The following is a 20,822-nucleotide window of genomic DNA, read 5'->3' on the forward strand; positions in this document are numbered from 1 at the left end:
TGAACTGACCCCATAAAGTTGGACAGTTTAGTTAGGTTAGCACGAGGGATTGAGTTCGGTATTGCACCGGGCTCAATCCCTTTAGTTTTTGTTTGATCCGATCATGGTTGTAGTAATGGATGTATTCCTTTAGCTGCGCCTTAAAGGATTGAACACTTTCAAACTTCTTTCGGTAAAAGAACTCGGTCTTCATAATCCCAAACCAGTTTTCCATCACCGCGTTATCTAAGCAATTACCTTTTCTAGACATGCTTTGGGTAATACCTTGTTTCTTTAATGCCTGTTGATAAAGCCCCATCTGATATTGCCAGCCCTGATCTGAGTGCAACATGGGTTTATCTTTTAGCCCCAGTTGTTTAAATGCGCTTTTGAGCATCTGCATCACTGAGCTAATCTGTGGCCGATCAGCAATCTCATAGGAGACGATCTCTAGGTTATATAAATCTAAGATCGGTGAGAGATACACCTTCTCACCCTTGATATTGAACTCGGTGACATCGGTCACCCACTTTTGATTAGGCTTGCTTGCTCCAAAGTTACGCTCTAATAAATTGGGAGCCGCTTTACCAATATTCGCCTTAAAGGACTGGTATCGCTTAGGCCTCACAGTCGATTTAAGTCCTAGCTGAGTCATGAGCTTTTGTACTGTCTTGTGGTTTAAATATTGCCGTTGATTGCGCAGCTCTAAATGCACCCGCCGATAGCCATAACGCCCCTGGTGGGCATTAAAGATCTGGGTAATGCGATCTTTAGCCAACTCATAAGGATCGGGTTCATGACTACTACTGGCTTTAAGCCAGTAGTAGTAAACGCTTTTAGCCATTTTGGCGATGAGTAGTAAATCTAGTAAACGGTAATGCGGCCTTAGCTCAGTAATTACTTGGGCTTGCTCTCTTTTGCTGCTTTGCTCTGAGCTAAGGCTTCTAACTTTTTTAAGTAGGCAGCCTCCGTTTCGGCATACTCCAAACGTCGTCGCAACTCTGCCGGCGTGAGTTCTGAGATAGGCTTTTTGAGTAATGCTTTGATATTAAATTGGGACATAGGCGGTTGTCCTCTCTGTCGATTGGCAAGGGCTGTAATACCGCCTTCATTGTAGAGTTTTTGCCATTGCAAAATCGAACCCATACTACCAATCCCAAAGTGGGCAGCAGCTGGCCTAGCTGATATCTGATGCACAGCCATGTACTCGAGCACCTGCAGTTTGAACTGCTGGGGATAGCGTTGGTATCTGGGATTGAGGCCGCTATGGCCATGTGCTTGATAAGCTAAGGCCCATTTGCGGACATCTGAGTGACTGATCTCAAATAGGTGACTTACCCGCTTAAGACCGCCTGACTCTAAAAACTCTTTAACCACCTTTAGCTTGAACTGCTTGCTGTACTTGCTCATAAAACAAAACCCCCTTGGTTGGACATAACGTCCAACTTTTGGGGGTCAGTTCATAGGGTGGCTTAATTATTTGCATGGTGAAGCGAATCTATTAAGCTTTCCACTCCCCAGACTTACCGCCACTCTTCTCTAGCAGGTTGACATCACCTATCACCATGCCCCTATCAACAGCTTTGGCCATATCGTAGATTGTGAGGAGGGCGACTTGGACTGCGGTGAGGGCTTCCATTTCCACTCCTGTGGGGCCAGTGGTTTCGGCTCTCACTTGGCAGGTAATGCTGCTGGTATCTTTATTTAGATCAAACTCCAGGCTAACGTGTGTCAGGGCTAGAGGATGGCAAAGCGGTATCAGGTCGGATGTCTTTTTGGATGCCTGAATACCAGCTATTCGGGCAATGCCCAAAACATCACCTTTTTTATGGGTACCTGCTTCAATCATGCCAAAGGTCTCTGGGAGCATGGTGATCTTGCCAGTAGCAACAGCAATTCGGTGGGTATTAGGCTTATCACCAACGTTGACCATATGGGCTTGGCCACTTGCATCAAAATGAGTTAGTTTGTTCATGGGATAAGTTTTACCATATAGGGATGCAAGTCATAAAGACACCAAGGGGCATATCGTTTTTTAAGCGAATTTTGGCTGCTCAGCTCATTCTGAGCTTGGCCTGGCCAAGTGCTGGTTTCGTCTATGCGGCTGGACCTGCACCTTCCTCCATGACGGGGGATGTATCGGTACAAGGAGAGTCAGCCGCCCTGCAAAACTTGGGTAGAGCGGTCCAGTCGCCTGATGCCCGCTCCGCAAACTTGCCACCTCGCAATGCACCCCTGAGCCAGCCCAGTTTTGTACTCCCCGATATGGGGGATCCCGGTGGTGATAGCTTGAGTCGCATGGATGAGAAAAAGTATGGCGAAATGATCATGCGCCAGATTCGGCCGGATGCGGATTATTCAAATGATTTGCCGATTTATGATTATTTAAATCAAATGGAGCGACGCTTATTACAGGCAGCAAAACGTCTGCAATTGGGCGGGGCTAATGAGCAGGGTAGTGGTGCTTATAACTTTGAGGTATTCGCTGTTAAAGACAGCAGCATTAATGCATTTGCATTACCTGGAGGATTTATTGGTTTTCATACAGGATTGCTAGTTAGTGCTGAAACAGATTCAGAAGTTGCTTCTGTTATGGGTCATGAGACCGGTCATGTTTTACAACGTCATTTGGCTCGCCAGATGGATAGGCAGACTACCAATACAATGATTGCCCTTGCTGGCATATTGTTGGGTGCCTTAGCTGCATCACGTAATCCAGGCGCTGCTTCTGGGCTCATGCAGGGTGGTCAAGCAGTAGCCATCAATAATCAACTCTCTTACTCAAGAGATGCTGAGCGCGAGGCTGATCGTATTGGCTTTCAGATTCTCGCGGAGAGTGGCTATGACGTTAATGGTGCTCCAGGTTTTTTCCAGCGCCTGCAAAAGGCGACGGGCATTATGGATAGTGGGGTGCCATCTTATGTACGCACCCATCCATTAACAACGGATCGTATTGCGGATATGCAAGATCGTACTCGTAATATCGCCAACAGAAATGTACCTACAGCAGTGGAATTTTATTTCATCAAAGCGCGTGCTCGCATGGAGCAATCTGGAAGTTCTGGCCAGATGTACGACTTAAAAAATACCTTTGAGGGTTTGAGTAAACAGGCAGCCCCTGGCAAACAAATGGAAGGTCTTTATGGGCTTGCGCTCGTTGCGCTAAAGCAGGGTAAGCTCGATCAAGCTTCAAGTTATTTACAACAAGCACGCAACTTAGCGAATAGCGTTAGCGCGCCAGGATCACCCATTCTGCGCCAAAGCCTCTCCTTAGACATTACAGCTTCCGAGTTGGCATTAGCTAGAGGTAAAGGTGATGAGGCTTTACAAATTGCTCAAACTACCTTAAAAGCGTTCCCACAATCCTATGCTGCCGGTGCAGCAATGATGAATGCGTATCTGAAACTAGGTCGTACGAATGACGCCATTGCTTGGTTAAAGGCGCGCACTAGATTACAACCCAATGAAGTAGTTTGGTGGAGCATGCTTTCGAATGCCTATGATCAGGCTAAAAATGTGCCGCTACGGCATTACGCTCTTGGAGAAAAGTATGCGCTTGAGGGTGCATGGCCATCGGCGATTGAGCAACTCAAGATTGCGAGATCTTCCGGTGGCGCGGATTTCTATCAGGCTTCTAGCATTGATGCGCGTCTTCGTGAAATGCAAAAGCAATATCAAGAGGAATTGAAGGAGCAGGGCAAGAATATGCCAAGCTAATTAATTGTTTGGTATTTTGACGAAATTAAAGCGACTAGCTAATTCAGCGGAGTGAAGAGGTTCAATGGGCAGTTGATTACCTTGCCATTGCCAAGAGCCCCTAAAGCTACAGGCATCCTCAATCACTTTGGACTGATCTGAGAATAGATCTAAATCATGATCGTGTAATAGTGCGACGGATAGCGACTCTGTTTTAGTAAATGCCGCTCCATCGATTTGATCAGAAAGTGATTGTTGAATCAATCCTGTGATGTAGATATTGCCTTTTTCATCACTCAGAGCACTCTGCGGTTTTATCTCTGTGCCGCATTGGGTTAGTAGTTGAAGGCCGCTTTCAGTTGGAATAATTCTAGTAATGTATGGCGTGGCGTCTAGTGTGATGAAAACTCTTTGAGGGCCATTTTGGAAAAAATATCTACCCAAAGAGTCGTGCGCATAATTCCTGGAAATAAATTCATTGAGGGCTACATGCCTAATCACATTTCCGGCCAGTTGATTGGCTTGGGCAAACTCATCACGCATACGCCATTGACCGCGACGATCAAGTGCTAGCCAGCCAAAGCAGTGCGGGACATTAGGCCACTTGATTAGCGATCGAAGTACTTGATCATCCATGAGACAGCAATCTGTATGGCATTGCTAGTTAATGCAGTCCATGTGGAGTTGAGGGCGCATCAAACGTATCCTCGGTGGAGTGGCTGGCATGAAGATGTGCAATCCGCCAGCCTTGACTATCTTGCAGAAGAACCAAGGTGATATTCAGAAAGAATGCTGCTTCAATTTGATCGGGTCGGATGTGAACAGCCTCGGTAGTGTCGTAGACAGCTGCTCCTAAAACAGAGTGACTAATGCAGGCAATCGGCTCTAGAAAAAGGGCTTGCTTGGCTAAGAGGCGCTCTAGGCCGTCCCGAATTTCTGCATGACCACTGAGGCGCTGGCCTTCTGGAAGTACGCAAGTAATTGAGTCATCGTCTAACCAGATTGCCAGGGCCCCTTTGACGTCTCGATTTTTTAAGGCATCACGCCAAGCATCCACCACTTCATCGGCATTATGAAAAAGTCTGGCTAGTTTTGACATGGCTTACTTTCTGGTGATGTGTAGCGCTACAAAATTATTGGTGTGTTTGAATGGCATCTAATACGGTGGCGGGCAAAATATCTTTTAAGCATTTGAGGTGACCTAGTGGACACTCTCTTTTATGGCATGGGCTACAAGGTAGATTGAGCCAAAGTACTTTAGCTTTATTGGACAGTGGTGGCGTATGATGTGGATCGCTTGAGCCAAAAATAGCGACCTGCGGAACTTTTAAAGCGGCACCAATATGCATTAAGCCCGAGTCATTACTAACAAGCGCCTTGCTCATCCCAATGAGTGCAATTGCTTCGTCTAGTGAAGTCTTGCCGCACCAGTTGTGTATTTGTAAGTCATTCATTGCCACGATCCGAATGTTCTCGCCTAAAGCATGATCGCCTTCACTACCAAGAAGAATCACATGAGCATCTGGCTCATTTACGATTAACTGCTGTGCGAGAGTGGCGAAGTGATCGGCAGGCCAGCGTTTTGTTGTGCCGTATTCAGCGCCTGAGCAAAGTACGTAGATTGATTTTTCCTTGATCGATGCTGCTCGTAACTTGGCACCAATTGATTCTTTGGCTGCAGGTGAAATATTGAGTTTAGGATCTGCTGGCTGGCTGGTATCAATCTCTTGTGAGTGCTCCAGCACATTAGCAAGTGCAAGGTAATGGTTCGCCATCGGTGGGCGATTCACTTTACTCGGATTATCTAGAGCAAGATTAATCAGTCCAAAGCGCATCTCACCCTGATAGCCTATGCGAAAGGGAATATTAGCAAGCCAAGGAATAAGGGCAGACTTCAAGCTATTGGGTAAAACAAAGCAGGCAGCGTATTGATTCAACTCAAGTTGCTTTGCTAGTTGCTTACGTAAGCCCCATTGCAATTGTTTATGCTCCAGTCGCGCTTCAATGACTTGATGAACTTCTGAGCAGGCACGATAGATAGGGGCGACCCAAGGGCTTGCTAAAACATCAATCTGTGACTGCGGGTAAATTGCTTTGAGATTCGCCAGCAGCGGCTGGGACATCACAGCATCACCAATCCAATTGGGGGCGACGATCAGAATACGATTCATATGAGGTATCCCGACACAGCACCCGGCTTAGGGGTGCTGCTTGGCTTAGTGCCCGTGGGGCTCGGTACCGGGAGTGAGTTTGTACTCAGTGCCGCAGTAAGGGCACTTAGCTTCACCCGTTTTAGCTACATCGAGAAATACACGTGGATGTGAATTCCAGCTAGGGGTTTTATTGGTTGGGCAATGTAAGGGCAAGTCTTTATTGCCATCAACCATTACAACTTGAGCTTCACTCATGATCTGATTTCCAATTACTTAACATAAGTTAGCCAGGACTTGTATTGATCGCTTCTGCCGTAGACCGCATCAAAGTAAGTCTTCTGGATTTGCTCGGTAATCGGACCACGCTTACCGTCACCAATGGTGCGGTCATCTAATTCGCGAATAGGCGTTACTTCAGCGGCAGTACCAGTGAAGAAAGCCTCATCTGCTGAGTACACTTCATCTCGAGTAATCCGCTTCTCACGCAATTCGTAGCCAAGATCTTTGGCGATTTGGATGATGGAGTTGCGAGTAATGCCGTCTAAACAAGAGGCTAGATCTGGAGTATAAATAATGCCGTTATTCACGATAAAGATATTTTCGCCAGAACCTTCGGATACATAACCTTCTGTATCAAGTAGGAGGGCTTCATCGTAGCCATTAGCTGTTACTTCTTGGTTAGCCAAAATGGAGTTGATGTAGTAACCGGAAGCCTTAGCGCGAACTAGTGATGAGTTCACAAAATGGCGGGTAAATGAGGAGGTTTTAACGCGGATGCCCTTATTGAGACCGTCTTCACCCAAATAAGCACCCCATTCCCAGGCAGCGATCGCCGTATGAATGCTATTACCTTTTGGAGAGATACCCAGTTTTTGGGAGCCGATAAAGATAATTGGTCGGATATAGCAAGCTTCCAGCTTATTGCTGTTGACGACCTCAATAATGCCGCCACTGATCTGTTCAGGAGTCCAAGGCATATTCATCTGGAAAATCTTAGTTCCGTTGAATAGACGCTTAACGTGCTCTGGAAGGCGAAAAATGGCGGTACCTTGGGGAGTTTTGTAGGCACGAATACCCTCAAATACCCCCATTCCGTAATGAAGGCTGTGGGTTAGCACGTGAACATTGGCCTCACGCCAGGGAACTAACTTCCCATCGGACCAAATAAAGCCATCGCGGTCAGACATCGACATTTTCTCTACCTTTTAGATATTTAATAAATCGGGTGATTCAATTCGGTAAAACAGGGTGCCAAGCCAGTAGGGAGCCCCAAGGCCTAGAATACGTCTCAGCCTTTATTGTAGAGCAGGGAGCGAGGTGGGGTAGTCCAATTCCTTTGGGGTTTAAAGCTCAGACGATTTAGAATGGAGCATTCCCAATAAACCACTCCATTTGCCTATTCTCATGCCGGAAACCCTCTTTAAAGTAAAGCGCCTTAGTGAACTAGCTGCAGCAGGCCTTCTCAAGGGAAAACGGGTATTGATCCGTGCCGACCTCAATGTTCCTCAGGATGATGTGGGTAATATTACGGAAGACACTCGGATTAAAGCGTCCATGCCGGCAGTACAAATGTGTTTGGATGCTGGTGCAGCAGTAATGGTGACCTCCCACTTGGGACGTCCAACTGAAGGCGAATTTAAACCCGAAGATAGTTTGGCTCCAGTGGCCGACCGAATTGCCACACTCTTGAATCGTAAAGTTCCTTTGATAAGTAATTGGGTAGGCGGTAATTTTGAGGTCAATCCAGGCGAGTTAGTACTACTGGAAAACTGTCGCCTGAATGTGGGCGAGAAAAAGAATAATGATGACTTAGCCAAAAAGATTGCTGCTTTGTGTGATGTGTATGTCAACGATGCTTTTGGTACTGCTCACCGGGCTGAAGCAACTACGAATGGCGTAGCCAAATATGCGCCGATTGCCTGCGCGGGTCCTTTGATGGCAGCGGAGTTAGATGCCTTGAGTCGTGCCCTGGCAAGTCCAAAGCGCCCATTGGTAGCAATTGTGGCAGGATCTAAAGTATCTTCGAAGCTCACTATTCTCAAGGCTTTAGCTGACAAGGTGGATGAGTTGATTGTGGGTGGCGGCATTGCCAATACTTTTATGCTGGCTAAAGGTTTACCTATTGGTAAATCATTAGCAGAGCCAGATTTGCTTAATGAAGCTCGAGAAATCATGGAGATGATGGAAAAGCGTGGTGCGCATGTTCCGATACCTGAAGATGTCGTTGTTGCAAACGAACTTTCTCCATTAGCACGTGCAAATCGTGTTGCTGCCGATCAAGTGGCTGATGACGATATGATTTTGGATATTGGTCCTAAGACTGCAGCACGTTTATCTACCATGCTGGCGCACGCTGGCACGATTGTATGGAATGGCCCATTGGGTGTATTTGAGATTGATCAGTTTGGCGGTGGTACTAAGATGTTGGCAGCAGCGATTGCCCATTCACCCGCATTTTCGATTGCTGGTGGCGGCGATACCTTAGCGGCGATTACGAAGTACGGTATTGAAAATCAAGTGGATTACATCTCTACTGGCGGTGGCGCTTTCTTGGAATTCTTAGAAGGTAAAACCTTGCCAGCCTTTGCAGTATTAGCCGAAAGAGCGAAAGACTAAATATGTTGAGAGCAACTAAAATCATTGCCACATTAGGACCTGCATCAGAAAAGCCTGAAGTATTGCGCGAGATGATTCGTGCCGGTGTTGATGTTGTAAGAATGAACTTTTCTCATGGCACGGTTGCAGACCATAAAGCGCGTCACGATTTGGTGCGTAGTATTTCCGCAGAATTGGGCAAAGAGGTTGGCATTATGGCCGATCTACAGGGCCCCAAAATTCGTGTGGGTAAATTTGTCGACAGCAAAATTCTTCTTAAAGAAGGCGCGCAATTTATTCTGGATGTTGATTGTGAGCTTGGCAATCAAGAGCGCGTAGGCTTGGATTACAAAGAGTTGCCACAAGATGTTAGGCCAGGTGACCGACTCTTATTAAATGATGGCTTAGTTGTTCTTCGGGTCGAGAGTGTGAAAGGCGGAGAAATCTTTACCCTGGTAGAGCAAGGTGGCCCACTCTCAAATAATAAAGGTATTAACCGTGCTGGCGGTGGCTTGACTGCACCAGCACTAACAGAAAAAGATATTGCCGATTTGGATGCAGCGATTGCGATGGGCGTAGATTTTCTGGCGATTAGTTTTCCAAAAGATGGTGCTGACATGACCTATGCCCGTAAGCTGGCCGATGCCGCTAGCGCAAAGCATGGCGTTGGTAAGGTTCGCACGATCGCTAAAGTGGAACGCGCTGAAGCTATTGAAATTGAAGCTCTCAAAAGCATCATCGCGGAGAGTGATGGCATCATGGTTGCACGCGGCGATCTAGCCATTGAGGTTGGTAACGCAGCCGTTCCTGCTTTGCAAAAGCGCATGATCAAACTCGCACTTGAGGCTGATAAATTTACGATCACTGCTACGCAAATGATGGAGTCTATGATTAATGCTCCAGTGCCTACCCGCGCTGAGGTGAGTGACGTAGCTAATGCAGTGTTAGATGGCACAGATGCAGTCATGCTGTCTGCAGAATCTGCTGCCGGTAACTACCCGGTACAAACTATCAAGGCCATGGCTGAGATTTGTGTTGAAGCCGAAAAGTCAGATCGAGTAAAACTGGATACGGATTTCTTGGATCAAACCTTCTCACGTATTGATCAAACGATTGCTTTGGGCGCCCTGTTTACAGCGCATCACCTCAATGCCAATGCGATTGCCGCCTTGACAGACTCTGGATCTACCGCGGTTTGGATGAGTCGCCACAATATCCATTTACCTATTTTTGCTTTGACTTCAAAGATTACTACTCAGCGTGCCTTAAGTACTTACCGCAATGTATTTCCCATTGGTTTGGATTACACCAAGCATCGTGATACCGCATTGCAGGAAGTAGAAGATTGCTTGAAAAAGATGGGCGCGGTGAAGAAGGGCGACGTAGTTGTCCTAACCTCTGGTGAGCCTATGGGCGAGCCAGGTGGTACGAATTCACTCAAGATTATTCAGGTGAAGTAATTCATTTTTTACGATTTGTGTTCAAACTATTTATCACTAACATTTTTAATTAAGAAACCATCATGGCTTTAGTATCTTTACGACAACTCTTGGATCATGCTGCTGAAAACGGTTATGGCTTACCAGCATTTAACGTTAACAACTTGGAGCAGGTAACGGCGATCATGGAAGCTGCTCATGAAGCAGATTCCCCAGTCATCATGCAAGCTTCTGCTGGTGCTCGTAAATATGCTGGTGAATCATTCCTACGTCATTTGATTTCTGCTGCAGTTGAGGCTTATCCCCATATTCCAGTTGTGATGCATCAAGATCATGGCCAAAGTCCAGCAGTATGTATGGCTGCTATCAAGAGTGGCTTTACTAGTGTGATGATGGATGGCTCCTTAGAGGCTGATGGTAAGACTGTTGCCAGCTATGAATACAACGTTGATGTATCTAGAGAAGTGGTCAAGTTCTCCCACTCCATCGGAGTTACCGTTGAAGCTGAGTTAGGCGTTTTGGGTTCGCTAGAAACCATGCAGGGTGACAAGGAGGATGGTCATGGTGCAGACGGCAAGATGACGCGTGAGCAGTTATTGACGGACGTTGAGCAAGCGGCTGACTTTGTAAAAGCTACTCAATGTGATGCCTTAGCCATTGCGATCGGTACTAGCCATGGAGCCTATAAATTTACCAAGAAGCCGACTGGCGACATTTTGGCAATCGAGCGTATTAAAGAAATTCATACCCGTATTCCCAATACTCACCTAGTCATGCATGGTTCATCTAGTGTTCCACAAGAGTTGCTCGCTGAGATTCGTGAGTTTGGTGGCGATATGAAAGAAACTTACGGCGTGCCTGTTGAAGAAATTCAAGAGGGTATTAAGAACGGTGTACGTAAGATCAATATTGATACCGATATTCGTTTGGCGATGACGGGCGCTATCCGCCGTTATTTGTTTGAGAATCCAAGCAAGTTTGATCCACGTGATTATCTCAAGCCTGCACGTGAAGCGGCTAAAAAGGTTTGTATTGCGCGCTTTAATGCTTTTGGTTGTGCAGGTCAAGCATCCAAAATTAAGCCAATCCCTTTAGAAAAAATGGCTGAGCTGTATAAGATTGGCAAATTAGCCCAGATCGTGAAGTGAGTTAAAGATGCCTGCTTTGTACGCTACTTCTATTAAGTCACTCCCTTTGCTTTCTAAGGGAAAGGTACGTGATGTATACGCACTGGGTGATGACAAGTTACTCATGGTTACCACAGATCGCCTATCTGCCTTTGACGTAGTGATGGGGCAGCCCATTCCTGAGAAGGGAATTGTGCTCAATCAAATGGCGAACTTTTGGTTTGAGAAGTTGGCTAAAGTGATTCCGAATCATTTGACCGGTATTGATCCTGAAAGCGTAGTGCCTGCAGATGAGCTTGATCAGGTCAAAGGCCGTGCGGTAGTGGCTAAACGCCTCAAGCCAATTTTGGTCGAAGCAGTGGTGCGCGGTTATTTGGCTGGTAGCGGTTGGAAGGATTACAAAGAAACTGGCAAGGTCTGTGGTATTGCATTACCAGCCGGTCTTGAAAATGCGCAGAAGTTACCTGAGCCTATCTTTACACCTGCTGCAAAAGCAGAAATGGGTGAGCATGATGAAAATATCTCTTTTGACAAAGTGATCGAAATGATTGGTGAGAAGTTAGCCAATCAAATTCGTGAGGTTAGTGTTCGTTTGTATAAAGAAGCTTCTGAATATGCCGCGACTCGCGGAATCATCATTGCTGATACCAAGTTTGAATTTGGCCTAGATGACGCCGGTCAGTTGGTCTTGATGGATGAAATCCTCACTGCCGATTCTTCCCGTTTTTGGCCTGCGGAAACCTACTATGTGGGCGCAAACCCCCCTTCCTATGACAAGCAATTTGTGCGGGACTGGCTCGAAACAGCGATGGTTGATGGTAAGCCTTGGACTAAAACAGCCCCAGCACCTGCCTTGCCGGTTGATGTGATTGATAAAACAGCGGAAAAGTACCGCGAAGCCCTCGCTCGCTTAACTAAGGCCTAATTTCTATCAAGCCCTAAAAAGGCTGGGATAATATGGTCTCAGATAGATTAACGATGTAAATCAGGGCATTTGGAGAGGTCAATGAGCAAAAAGCCAGAAGTCGGAATAGTAATGGGATCCAATTCAGATTGGGACACCATGCAGCATGCCGCTCAAATGCTTGAGCAATTTGGTATTGCTCACGAGGCTAAGGTGGTTTCCGCTCATCGTATGCCAGATGATATGTTTGCCTATGCAGAAAATGCCTCTAAAAATGGCCTCAAGGCGATTATTGCTGGTGCTGGTGGTGCTGCGCATTTGCCGGGCATGCTGGCATCAAAAACAATTATTCCGATTTATGGCGTGCCAGTTGCTAGCAAATATTTACGTGGCGAAGATTCTCTTTATTCCATTGTACAAATGCCTAAAGGTGTTCCGGTAGCGACGTTTGCGATTGGTGAGGCTGGGGCTGCAAATGCAGCCTTACATGTCATTGCCAATTTAGCAGTCAATGATCCTGCTTTAGCAAAGCAGCTGGAAGAGTTTCGTGTAAAGCAGTCCGATACTGCACGCTCCATGAATTTACCGGGATATTAATCAGATGGTAGATCGTTTGGAGCCCATCTTGCCGGGCTCGTATTTAGGCATTTTAGGTGGCGGTCAATTAGGGCGGATGTTCACACAAGCTGCTCAAGCGATGGGCTACAAGGTCTGCGTTCTAGATCCTGGGTCCGATAGTCCGGCTGGCTCCATTGCAGAAAAATTTATTCAAGCTGATTACATCGACTCTGCTGCCCTAAAAGAAATGGCCGCCTTATGCAAATCGGTCAGCACTGAATTTGAAAATGTTCCTGCACAGGCCTTAGACGAACTCGAATCTTTAGGCGTTTTTGTAGCACCTCGCAGTAGTTGTGTATCTTTGGCACAAAATCGCGTAGCTGAGAAAAAATTCTTGGCTACCTGGAAAACAGAAACCAATATTGGTCCTGCGCCTTACTTTGTGCTTGAGCATGATGCAGATATTGCACATGTTCCTGCAGACCTATTTCCCGGCATTCTAAAAACAGCTCGCATGGGTTACGACGGTAAAGGTCAAATCACTGTTTATGATTCTGCCAATCTAGTAAGTGCTTGGGCCGAATTGGGTAAGGTGCCTTGTGTTCTTGAAAAGCGCATGGATTTGGATTTTGAAGTATCTGCTTTGGTAGTGCGCGGGTACGACGATGCGGTAGTAGCTTACCCCGTATCTCAGAATATTCATCGTGACGGTATCCTGCATACCTCAACTGTGCCGGCCCCATCACTGAAGCCTGCCCAAGAGAAAAAAATTATTGAAGCCGCTAAAGCGCTCATTCGTAAGATTGATTACGTGGGTGTGTTGTGTGTGGAGTTTTTTGTGCTCAAGAGTGGCGACATCGTTGCCAATGAAATCGCTCCACGTCCCCACAACTCAGGCCACTACACTATGGATGCTTGTGTCGGCAGTCAGTTTGAACAACAAGTCAGGAGTATGGCTCGCTTACCTTTGGGCGATACCCGCTTGCTAGCACCAGTCTCGATGCTCAATCTCTTGGGAGATCTTTGGTACGAAGGCAGCGAAGATAAGACAAGAGAGCCTGCTTGGGATAAGGTGCTTGCTCATCCAGATGCCAAGCTACATCTCTACGGTAAATCCGATCCACGCATGGGTCGTAAGATGGGTCATATCAATTGCTTAGGTGAATCGCTTAACCAGGCACGTCAAAATTGCGCAGCCGTCGCAGTTGAATTAGGGATCGAGCCCTAGCAATGTCCAGTGACAGTAGCGCACTGCATTCATCTGCGGTAATTAACGAAGCAGTACAAACTTTGCGAGATGGTGGCTTGGTCGCGTTTCCGACTGAGACCGTTTATGGCTTAGGGGCAGATGCAAAGAACCCTGATGCCATCAAACAAATTTTTACTGCCAAAGGTAGACCCTCAAATCACCCACTTATTGTTCACTTAGCGGCGCCTGATAAGTTCGATCAGGCTCAAGTGGATTGGGTACCAGTACTAGCGCCGTGGGTAAGGGATTTATCGGAAGATGCATTAAAGTTGATTAATACTTTTTGGCCAGGTCCACTAAGCTTAGTTTTTAAGAAAGATAAAAGCGTTTTGAGTGAACTGACTGGTGGTCAAGATACGGTAGCCATTCGGGCGCCGGCTCACCCGATTGCACAAGAGTTACTCCGTAAATTTAAAGGCGGAGTGGTTGCTCCTTCCGCCAATCGTTTTGGTAAGGTATCGCCGACCAGTGCTGCTGATGTGCGCAGCGAGTTTGAAGGCATACTGGATCTCATGATTTTGGACGGCGGCGATTGCGAAGTGGGTATTGAGTCGACCATCCTTGATTTATCTTCTGGCGATCACCCAGTTTTATTGCGCCCAGGACTCATTACTCCAGGAGAAATTCTTTCTAAGACGGGTATCAAAGTCTATCTACCTGGTGAAAGTAGTTCAACAAAGCAGGGCGGTGATACGCCGCGGGTCTCTGGTAGTCTGCGTGCCCATTACGCCCCGACTACTCCATTAAGAATGTATGCACCAGGCAGAGTCCTAGATGCTCTGAGTGAGTTCCCAGACATCAAGTCACGGGCGGCAGTTGCGGTTTGGGATTCAGATTCTTCATTAGGTGACGATGGGCATCCATCAGTACATTTTGAAGAGTTTCTTGTGCCCAGTGATAGCGCTGCCTTTGCAAGTCGTTTATATCGTTCTCTGCGTGATTTGGATCAACAGGCTTGGGATCTCATTTTGTTTCCGGAGCCGCCAGCAGGCGAGGAGTGGGATGGTGTTCGTGATCGACTTCAGCGCGCGTGTTTTGGCTCTGGACCATCATTGAGTAACCACGCCAGTAGTTGATCATGCGCATCTAAACCTCTCAAGGCATTAGGGTGGTTTATGAAAGAGGTCACCGCATACATCCTTCCAGACTTACTTATCACATAGCCTGATATTGCTCTAACGTCTACAAGCGCCCCTGTTTTGATACGAGCCTCAGGCTTTTTCTTCAGATATAGAAATTTTCGTAAATGTGTCATTAGACGATTTTTCATTGTGCCATCTGTACCTGCAATTGGCAGGCTGTTGTAAAAGGTATCCGCTACGGATAAATTGCGAGCTGTAACTAATAACTGCGTCATATGTTCCGCAGAGATTGCTTCATTACGAGATAGGCCTGAGCCATTTTCAATGACAAGTTCTGGAAACTGAAGCCCTAATCCTTTTAGCCAACTCTGAATTACGAGCTCGCCATTTTTAGTACTTGCAGGCTTACCCATCTTCTCTAAAGCCAAGGTCAGCATTAATTGTCTGGCCATAACATTATTGGAAAACTTGTTAATGTCTTGTACGTCCTCAGCTAGAGGAATACCCTCAAACTGCAGTAGTAGTCGAGCTGCTAGGGGGACGGTGCCAGACTGTCCGATAGGTGCTTGAGTCCAAGTGCCACCAGCTAACTCCCAAGCTGCGGCGAAGCCTTGCGTGAAAAAGGTATTCGCATCCAAAGCAACGACGTTATAGCCCACTCCCTTACAGCCTTTTGGAAAGCTACCCGAAAATTGGGCAGTCAGAAGTTGGTTAGTGCTTGCTCCATCGTTCTCCGGATCTAAGTTAAAGCGAATATTACTTTTCCAGTTATCGCAGGATTGATCGACCAATTGCATTTGATTGATCACTTTGAGCTGGGATAGTGGCGGTGTGTAGCTTATGTCAATAAAGTCTGCAGTTCGCGATTTGCCTAGTTGAAATGAAAGCGTTCTAAAAGCGTACAGCAGGGGATCGGGTGGTACGTTATAGGCACGCAGCGATTCGCCATCAATAGTGTTGTGTTCCATAACATCGGGGGCATAGGCACTTCTATCAAAAAATAAATTACCATTAATTTTCTGAATCCCCAGATTTTGCAATGCCTTCATCATTTTGGCTAATTCTTCGGGGACTAGCTTTGGATCACCGGTACCTTGCAAATACAGATTACCTTTGAGAGTGCCCTGACGAATAAGCCCATCGGTATAGATATTTGTACGCCAACGATATTGCGGTCCCAGTACATCTAGACCAGTGAGTGTGGTGAGCAGTTTCATGGTGGATGCAGGATTCATCGCCTGCTTCGAACGCCAGTCCACATTTGTTTTTGAAGTTATTTTCCCTGGCTGGCCTGGCTCTATTTCTACTACTGAAATGCTGATTGCTTCTTTAGGGAGCTGGCTCTTTTCAAGACTGGCGGCTACCGCCTTCGGAATATACTGAAGGGCAGTATTTTGGGAAACCAGGTCGACGGATTGAGCTTGGCAGGTAATCAAGCTAGCCCAAAAAAAGGCTAGCAGGCGAATGAGGGTGGGCGAAAAGAATTTGGTGCGCATTTCCCATAGGATAAACCTTAGTGCTCTCTAGCCCATTGCTACCGATATTTTTTCTTGTACACCTCAATAGTTTGGTTTTGCTCCTCTAGAAGGGTAATAAATTTCCTAATGCGCTCTGTAAGTGCCCCATCAACTTCAAGCGATTCGCAGGCATGGGTAAATTCAGTAGCTTCCAACAGTTGTGCCCCACCTTTGACTTTATGAACCAGACTTTGAAAATAGACTTCATCCATTAGGATTTGATTACTGTCCGATTTCAGTTGATTCAGGGTATCGAGGTGAACTTTCTCAATTTCCTCCAAGATCACGATGATTTGGCGGGAATCATTTTTGATGAGATTGGAGAAAGCATCAAACGAATAGGGCTCAGAAGTAGAGGCCGAGCCTTGACTAGATTCAAAGTAGCGCATGAGTTCATTCTCAAGTGCCCCCAAACTTAAAGGTTTGATGAGTACGCCATTCATGCCAGAAGATAAAAATTGATGGCGAGAGTCTAGTGCATAAATATCTGCAGTGACGCCAATAATGATTAAGTCACGATTACCTAGGGATCGGATTTGTTTGGCTAGTTCAGAGCCTTGCATTCCGGGCATAGATTGATCTGTGAGCATGAGATCAAAATGATTGTCTCGCATCAACTCTAGCGCCGCAGCAGCACTCTCACAAACACAAGCACTGATACCAAGCGCTTCTAACTGCAAGGACAAAATTTGTCGACTAGCTGGGTGATCTTCAACTACTAGAGCATGAATGAGGGAATTGGCTCGCCCTGGCCTTTTTGAGATTAAGCTCTTGGATGATGGTCCGAGTGAATCAAAGCCTGGAGATTGTGTGGCAGCAATACTGGTTCTAGGAAAGGCCACCGAGAAGTGGACATTACTTCCAAAGCCTGGCGCGCTCTCAAAATAAAGATGGCTGTTCATAGAATTAACTAAATGATTGGTGATGGTAAGCCCAAGACCTGTCCCCCTCATTTGCTCTGATAGGTAAGACTCTTGCGTAGCTGGTAATTGCTCAAAAGCTTGCAGGGCCAATTTGATTTGATCGCTCCCCATTCCTGCTCCAGTATCAATCACTCTGAACTCAAGTAATTGGCCAGCATGATCATCGGCGAGGACACTAATAGAAAAATACACCTCACCTTCAGCGGTGAACTTAATCGCATTGCTAAGTAAATTCTGCAACACTTGTCGCAGACGCAAAGAATCAATCATGAGCACTTCAGCGATTCTGGGATCAATCGTGGTGTGGAGTAGCAAATTCTGTTTCTTAGCTACCGTAGAAAATGCCGCATGAATATCCATAATCAATTGATGTGGATTGCAAGGCTCTAGGTTGAGAGTGAGTTTGCCTGCCTCAATCTTAGAAATATCTAACACTTGATTGAGCATGCCCAAAAGAGATTCGGCAGAAGCTTGAGCACTTTTTAATAAAGGCTTATCTTTCTTGGGAAATTGCGCACTACCAAGCAAAAGCTCTTGAACGCCCAAGATGGCATTCATCGGCGTGCGAATTTCGTGGCTCATGGTTGCCAGAAAGGCGGACTTAGCAGCGTTCGCTTTTTCAGCTAGCTCTTTTGAGTGAAGCAATTCTAAGGCAGTTCGCTTCTGATGAAAATACTTTCTTTGGAGCTGATAAAACATTGCTCCACCAATAATAAAGACGAAGATAGCGCTCAGCCACGGTAGTATGGTGGTTCTTGGTTTGGATGCATCTCTGAATGCAAAAAGTTGGCGTGATGCAATAGGATCTAAGTCATTCAAAAAGTGGCTTAGTACATCGTGTAGAGGAGCATCTTGGTCTGAGATGAGCCAGCGATAGGCAAATGGATCGCGACTATATAAACCATCTATCTTGAGATCTGAATTTTGGGATTCGCGAATCAGTATCTGTGCTAAGCGAATGGGCATGACGAGTGCCTCAATCTCATTTTTAATGAGTGATTGAATTAAACGAGTGGGAGATTGCGTTTGCTTACTTTCGCTGTGGCCATTCATGCTGGAGGGCGAATTTTCAAGACCTCGATCAAAGTAAGCAATCTTTGCATTAGGAGAATCTAGCCTGTTTGATGTCGTGGTGAGGACAGCATCATGCCCCCAAAAGATAGCATCAGATAAGGAGCCAAATTTCAATATGTGATTATTAATATTTGGTGGATCGATCATGAAATCCACTTCGCCTTTACTGAGCTGCTTTAAACCCTCTTGATCTGATTTTCTCCATACCGGTACATATTGCTGTCGTGTGCACCCCTCCATTTTTGACAGCAGAGCTTTAAAGGGAGCCATACTCTGTCGTTCGGTGGATGGGTTGAGATAGGGCGCATATTTTTCATGAATACTAAATCGCACTACTGGATGGGCATCGATCCATAATTGCTCTGAAGCACTAAAGGGCTTGGCATGCGCCAAACCTACATAAATACAGCAGAGCGTGAATACTTTTTTCAAAATGAATCGATGCATGCGCTACTTAGCTTTCGATGATGTTGTTCATACGACAGAACAGGATCAAATCAGCAATATTGTTAATACCTAGTTTGTCAAAGACTCTGGTCTTGTACGTTGCTACTGTCTTATTACTAATATGCAGTAGATCTGATATCTGCTGGTTGGTATTGCCTTTGCCAAGATACTTCATGACTTGTAGCTCACGATCGGATATCAATGCTAATTTATCGTTATCGCTCAGAGAGGTATTGCCGTTCTTCCCATGAGTGAAGAAGGTATAGCCCTGTGAGATGGCAACGCAGGCAGCCAAAATGACATCTGCCCCAGCAGTCTTGTTCACAAAACCATGTGCACCCAAGGACCGTACTCTGCCACCATAGACCGCTTCATCTAGGCTAGATAGCACCAGAATACGAACCTCTGGATGCATCAAGCCAATCCTGCGGATGACATCAAAGCCATCCGTCTTTGGCATATCTAAATCTAGGATCACCATATTCGGATTAACTTCTTTGATTGAGCGTAGGCACTCTTCACCATGCTGCGCCTGTCCTGCGATCTCAAAAAGCAATTGATCTTGCAACATACTTTTTAATGCCATCAGCATAGCTGGATGGTCATCTACCAACATCACGCGTTTTCTCATTACTTGTCTCCGTTTTGGGTTTTATGAGGGTGCAGCGAAAAAATGGCCTTGGCGATACGGCTATCGCTTATGTGTAGCATTTGATGTCGGCTTACTGGTGGCATCATGAGTCCGCCATAGCTATGGTGTGCCCCCATTGCCATGACATTTTCTAAATCCTTCACCAGAGTGATATTGCTGGCATAGATTTGGGTGTTGAATTTCTCGCCAAGGGAAATCATTTCGTTTGGTAAGCCATCGGCTCGAAATTGCCCCATCTCAATATGAATGCCCTCAGGCTCGATCTCTTCTACCCAGCGGATTTGTGAGCTCGGGCCAGAAAAATCAAGCAGATGGTTCAGAACGCCCAGACGACGCATTCGCAATACACCTTCCATGCAAGATTCCAAGGAGTCGGCATTCTTGAGTTTGTGTATTCCTAAGCTCACTAGACCAACAGGGAGTCGTGAGTTCAGAATCAGGTCACTTAAGGCATCTATAAAACTACTGGATGCTAGATGTTGTGCTGGCATAGGCAAGATGCCCGGAATAAAGCGACCGCTACGGTACCAATACGTAATGGTGTCTAAGCCCTCCATGAATAATCTGAGTAGCTGCGAGTCGGTGGCGGTCAGTAATGGTCTAAATAAAGAGCTTGTCAGCTTAGTTCCTTGGCTATTAAAAATGGGTTCGTTACTAATCGCTTGTCGCTGGGACCAGGATTGGTGTTCTTCTAGCGCTTCGCCACTAAGGCCAAGCCAGGGCTGGCCGCAGGCATCGCGTACTTCATGGAAGGGTTTGTTCTTCCAAGCCTTTACAAGCGTGTACAGCCGGGATTTCGGGCTCATCAGCATTCTCCAATCATTGAATAGCCAGTCTAGGCAGGACAGATTGGAGGAGTAAGGGCTTAAGGCTTATTTGTGTGTAGGAATTCACCTACTTGCCTGCCTCCATTATAGAAAGAGTGGACGGCTAATTTGAAATTTAAGGTGAATTTGCCCTTGAATTTCCTAGAATCAGACCTATATAATCAGCACTCCCTACACGTGAGTGCTAAAACAGGCTTATTCAGCTGAAAAGCTTATTACTTTCGTGTTAAGAGACTTTAACATATTGATTTATATTGGTTTTTTAATTAGTTAACATTTACTAACATAGGAGAAGGAATGAATCTGCGTCCTTTACATGATCGCGTAATCATTAAACGTTTAGATCAAGAATCAAAAACTGCCTCTGGAATCATCATTCCGGATGCTGCTGCTGAAAAGCCGGATCAAGGCGAAGTATTGGCAGTTGGCCCAGGCAAGCGTGATGACAGCGGTAAGTTGAATGCACCAGACGTCAAAGTTGGCGATCGCGTGTTATTTGGCAAATATGCAGGTCAAACAGTTAAGGTCGGCAGCGATGAGCTTCTCGTTATGCGCGAAGAAGACATCATGGCTGTTGTACAGAAGTAATTAGTACCTAAG

The 20,822-nt window shown here is 46.1% G+C and carries 20 protein-coding genes; 9 read left to right on the top strand and 11 right to left on the bottom strand.

Annotated features, from left to right (window positions below):
- Window positions 1-31 precede the first annotated feature (31 nt).
- Both ICN22_RS10735 and moaC read right to left on the bottom strand, forming a co-directional pair.
- Window positions 32-1,389, bottom strand: a protein-coding gene (locus tag ICN22_RS10735) for an IS3 family transposase (protein ID WP_439650972.1) whose coding sequence is annotated in 2 segments (ribosomal slippage) — window positions 32-927 and window positions 927-1,389 — 1,359 coding nt in all. Because the reading frame shifts where the segments join, the coding sequence is not laid out codon by codon here.
- A 91-nt stretch (window positions 1,390-1,480) separates the two neighbouring features.
- On the bottom strand, window positions 1,481-1,954 hold the full coding sequence (gene moaC / locus ICN22_RS10740; RefSeq protein ID WP_216170998.1) for a cyclic pyranopterin monophosphate synthase MoaC: 474 nt from the start codon (window positions 1,952-1,954) through the stop codon (window positions 1,481-1,483).
- 23 nt (window positions 1,955-1,977) lie between these two features.
- Between moaC and ICN22_RS10745 the strand changes: the two genes are divergently transcribed.
- A complete protein-coding gene (locus ICN22_RS10745; RefSeq protein ID WP_216171000.1) occupies window positions 1,978-3,696 on the top strand; it encodes a M48 family metalloprotease in 1,719 nt (572 codons plus the stop codon).
- On the opposite strand, the gene ICN22_RS10750 is transcribed toward ICN22_RS10745, so the two are convergent.
- From ICN22_RS10750 to ICN22_RS10770, 5 genes are read right to left on the bottom strand one after another with little or no spacing between them, the layout of a single operon-like run.
- Window positions 3,697-4,311, bottom strand: coding sequence for a DUF2946 family protein (locus ICN22_RS10750; RefSeq protein WP_216171001.1), 615 nt, complete (start codon window positions 4,309-4,311; stop codon window positions 3,697-3,699).
- Window positions 4,312-4,339: 28 nt separating this feature from the next.
- The gene (locus ICN22_RS10755; RefSeq protein ID WP_215305272.1) at window positions 4,340-4,774 is read right to left on the bottom strand and encodes a nuclear transport factor 2 family protein; all 435 of its coding nucleotides are present in this window, start codon (window positions 4,772-4,774) and stop codon (window positions 4,340-4,342) included.
- Between the two features lie 34 nt (window positions 4,775-4,808).
- Window positions 4,809-5,846: a lipopolysaccharide heptosyltransferase II gene (waaF, locus tag ICN22_RS10760; protein ID WP_216171003.1), complete on the bottom strand. Its 1,038-nt coding sequence runs from the start codon at window positions 5,844-5,846 to the stop codon at window positions 4,809-4,811.
- Window positions 5,847-5,891: 45 nt separating this feature from the next.
- Complete coding sequence (locus ICN22_RS10765; RefSeq protein ID WP_216171005.1) at window positions 5,892-6,083, bottom strand: zinc-finger domain-containing protein; 192 nt, start codon at window positions 6,081-6,083, stop codon at window positions 5,892-5,894.
- 14 nt (window positions 6,084-6,097) lie between these two features.
- Entirely contained in the window at window positions 6,098-7,021 is a 924-nt protein-coding gene (locus ICN22_RS10770; protein WP_216171007.1) for a branched-chain amino acid transaminase, read from the bottom strand.
- A 211-nt stretch (window positions 7,022-7,232) separates the two neighbouring features.
- On the opposite strand from ICN22_RS10770, the gene ICN22_RS10775 reads away from it, so the two are divergent.
- From ICN22_RS10775 to ICN22_RS10805, 7 genes are all read left to right on the top strand, one after another.
- Window positions 7,233-8,444 carry a phosphoglycerate kinase gene (locus tag ICN22_RS10775; protein ID WP_216171009.1) on the top strand — a complete coding sequence of 404 codons (1,212 nt, stop codon included), beginning with the start codon at window positions 7,233-7,235 and terminating at the stop codon, window positions 8,442-8,444.
- A gap of 2 nt (window positions 8,445-8,446) precedes the next feature.
- The gene (gene pyk / locus ICN22_RS10780) at window positions 8,447-9,883 is read left to right on the top strand and encodes a pyruvate kinase (protein WP_216171011.1); all 1,437 of its coding nucleotides are present in this window, start codon (window positions 8,447-8,449) and stop codon (window positions 9,881-9,883) included.
- Between the two features lie 62 nt (window positions 9,884-9,945).
- On the top strand, window positions 9,946-11,010 hold the full coding sequence (gene fba, locus ICN22_RS10785) for a class II fructose-bisphosphate aldolase (protein ID WP_216171013.1): 1,065 nt from the start codon (window positions 9,946-9,948) through the stop codon (window positions 11,008-11,010).
- Between the two features lie 7 nt (window positions 11,011-11,017).
- A complete protein-coding gene (locus ICN22_RS10790; protein ID WP_216171015.1) occupies window positions 11,018-11,914 on the top strand; it encodes a phosphoribosylaminoimidazolesuccinocarboxamide synthase in 897 nt (298 codons plus the stop codon).
- A gap of 81 nt (window positions 11,915-11,995) precedes the next feature.
- Window positions 11,996-12,490 (top strand): 5-(carboxyamino)imidazole ribonucleotide mutase, encoded by a 495-nt coding sequence (gene purE, locus ICN22_RS10795; protein ID WP_216171017.1) that lies wholly within the window; start codon window positions 11,996-11,998, stop codon window positions 12,488-12,490.
- A 4-nt stretch (window positions 12,491-12,494) separates the two neighbouring features.
- The gene (locus ICN22_RS10800; protein WP_216171019.1) at window positions 12,495-13,679 is read left to right on the top strand and encodes a 5-(carboxyamino)imidazole ribonucleotide synthase; all 1,185 of its coding nucleotides are present in this window, start codon (window positions 12,495-12,497) and stop codon (window positions 13,677-13,679) included.
- A gap of 2 nt (window positions 13,680-13,681) precedes the next feature.
- Window positions 13,682-14,776 (top strand): L-threonylcarbamoyladenylate synthase, encoded by a 1,095-nt coding sequence (locus ICN22_RS10805; RefSeq protein ID WP_216171021.1) that lies wholly within the window; start codon window positions 13,682-13,684, stop codon window positions 14,774-14,776.
- Here the strand turns inward: ICN22_RS10805 and dacB are convergent.
- Genes dacB through ICN22_RS10825 form a run of 4 tightly spaced genes read right to left on the bottom strand, consistent with a single transcriptional unit; the run spans window position 14,722 to window position 20,201 of the window.
- A complete protein-coding gene (gene dacB, locus ICN22_RS10810; protein WP_216171023.1) occupies window positions 14,722-16,278 on the bottom strand; it encodes a D-alanyl-D-alanine carboxypeptidase/D-alanyl-D-alanine endopeptidase in 1,557 nt (518 codons plus the stop codon). The two genes, ICN22_RS10805 and dacB, sit on opposite strands and share 55 nt — an antisense overlap.
- A gap of 38 nt (window positions 16,279-16,316) precedes the next feature.
- A complete protein-coding gene (locus ICN22_RS10815) occupies window positions 16,317-18,743 on the bottom strand; it encodes a response regulator (protein WP_216171024.1) in 2,427 nt (808 codons plus the stop codon).
- 7 nt (window positions 18,744-18,750) lie between these two features.
- Window positions 18,751-19,374, bottom strand: coding sequence for a response regulator transcription factor (locus ICN22_RS10820; protein WP_046330786.1), 624 nt, complete (start codon window positions 19,372-19,374; stop codon window positions 18,751-18,753).
- Window positions 19,374-20,201, bottom strand: a complete 828-nt coding sequence (locus ICN22_RS10825; RefSeq protein WP_216171027.1) for a diguanylate phosphodiesterase — start codon at window positions 20,199-20,201, stop codon at window positions 19,374-19,376. The genes ICN22_RS10820 and ICN22_RS10825 overlap by 1 nt, the downstream gene beginning before the upstream one ends.
- 318 nt (window positions 20,202-20,519) lie before the next feature.
- Here ICN22_RS10825 and ICN22_RS10830 point away from each other — a divergent pair, with 318 nt between their 5' ends.
- A complete protein-coding gene (locus ICN22_RS10830) occupies window positions 20,520-20,810 on the top strand; it encodes a co-chaperone GroES (RefSeq protein WP_015421939.1) in 291 nt (96 codons plus the stop codon).
- Window positions 20,811-20,822: the final 12 nt, after the last annotated feature.

It is taken from the genome of Polynucleobacter bastaniensis (genome assembly GCF_018882205.1).
GTDB lineage: Bacteria > Pseudomonadota > Gammaproteobacteria > Burkholderiales > Burkholderiaceae > Polynucleobacter > Polynucleobacter bastaniensis.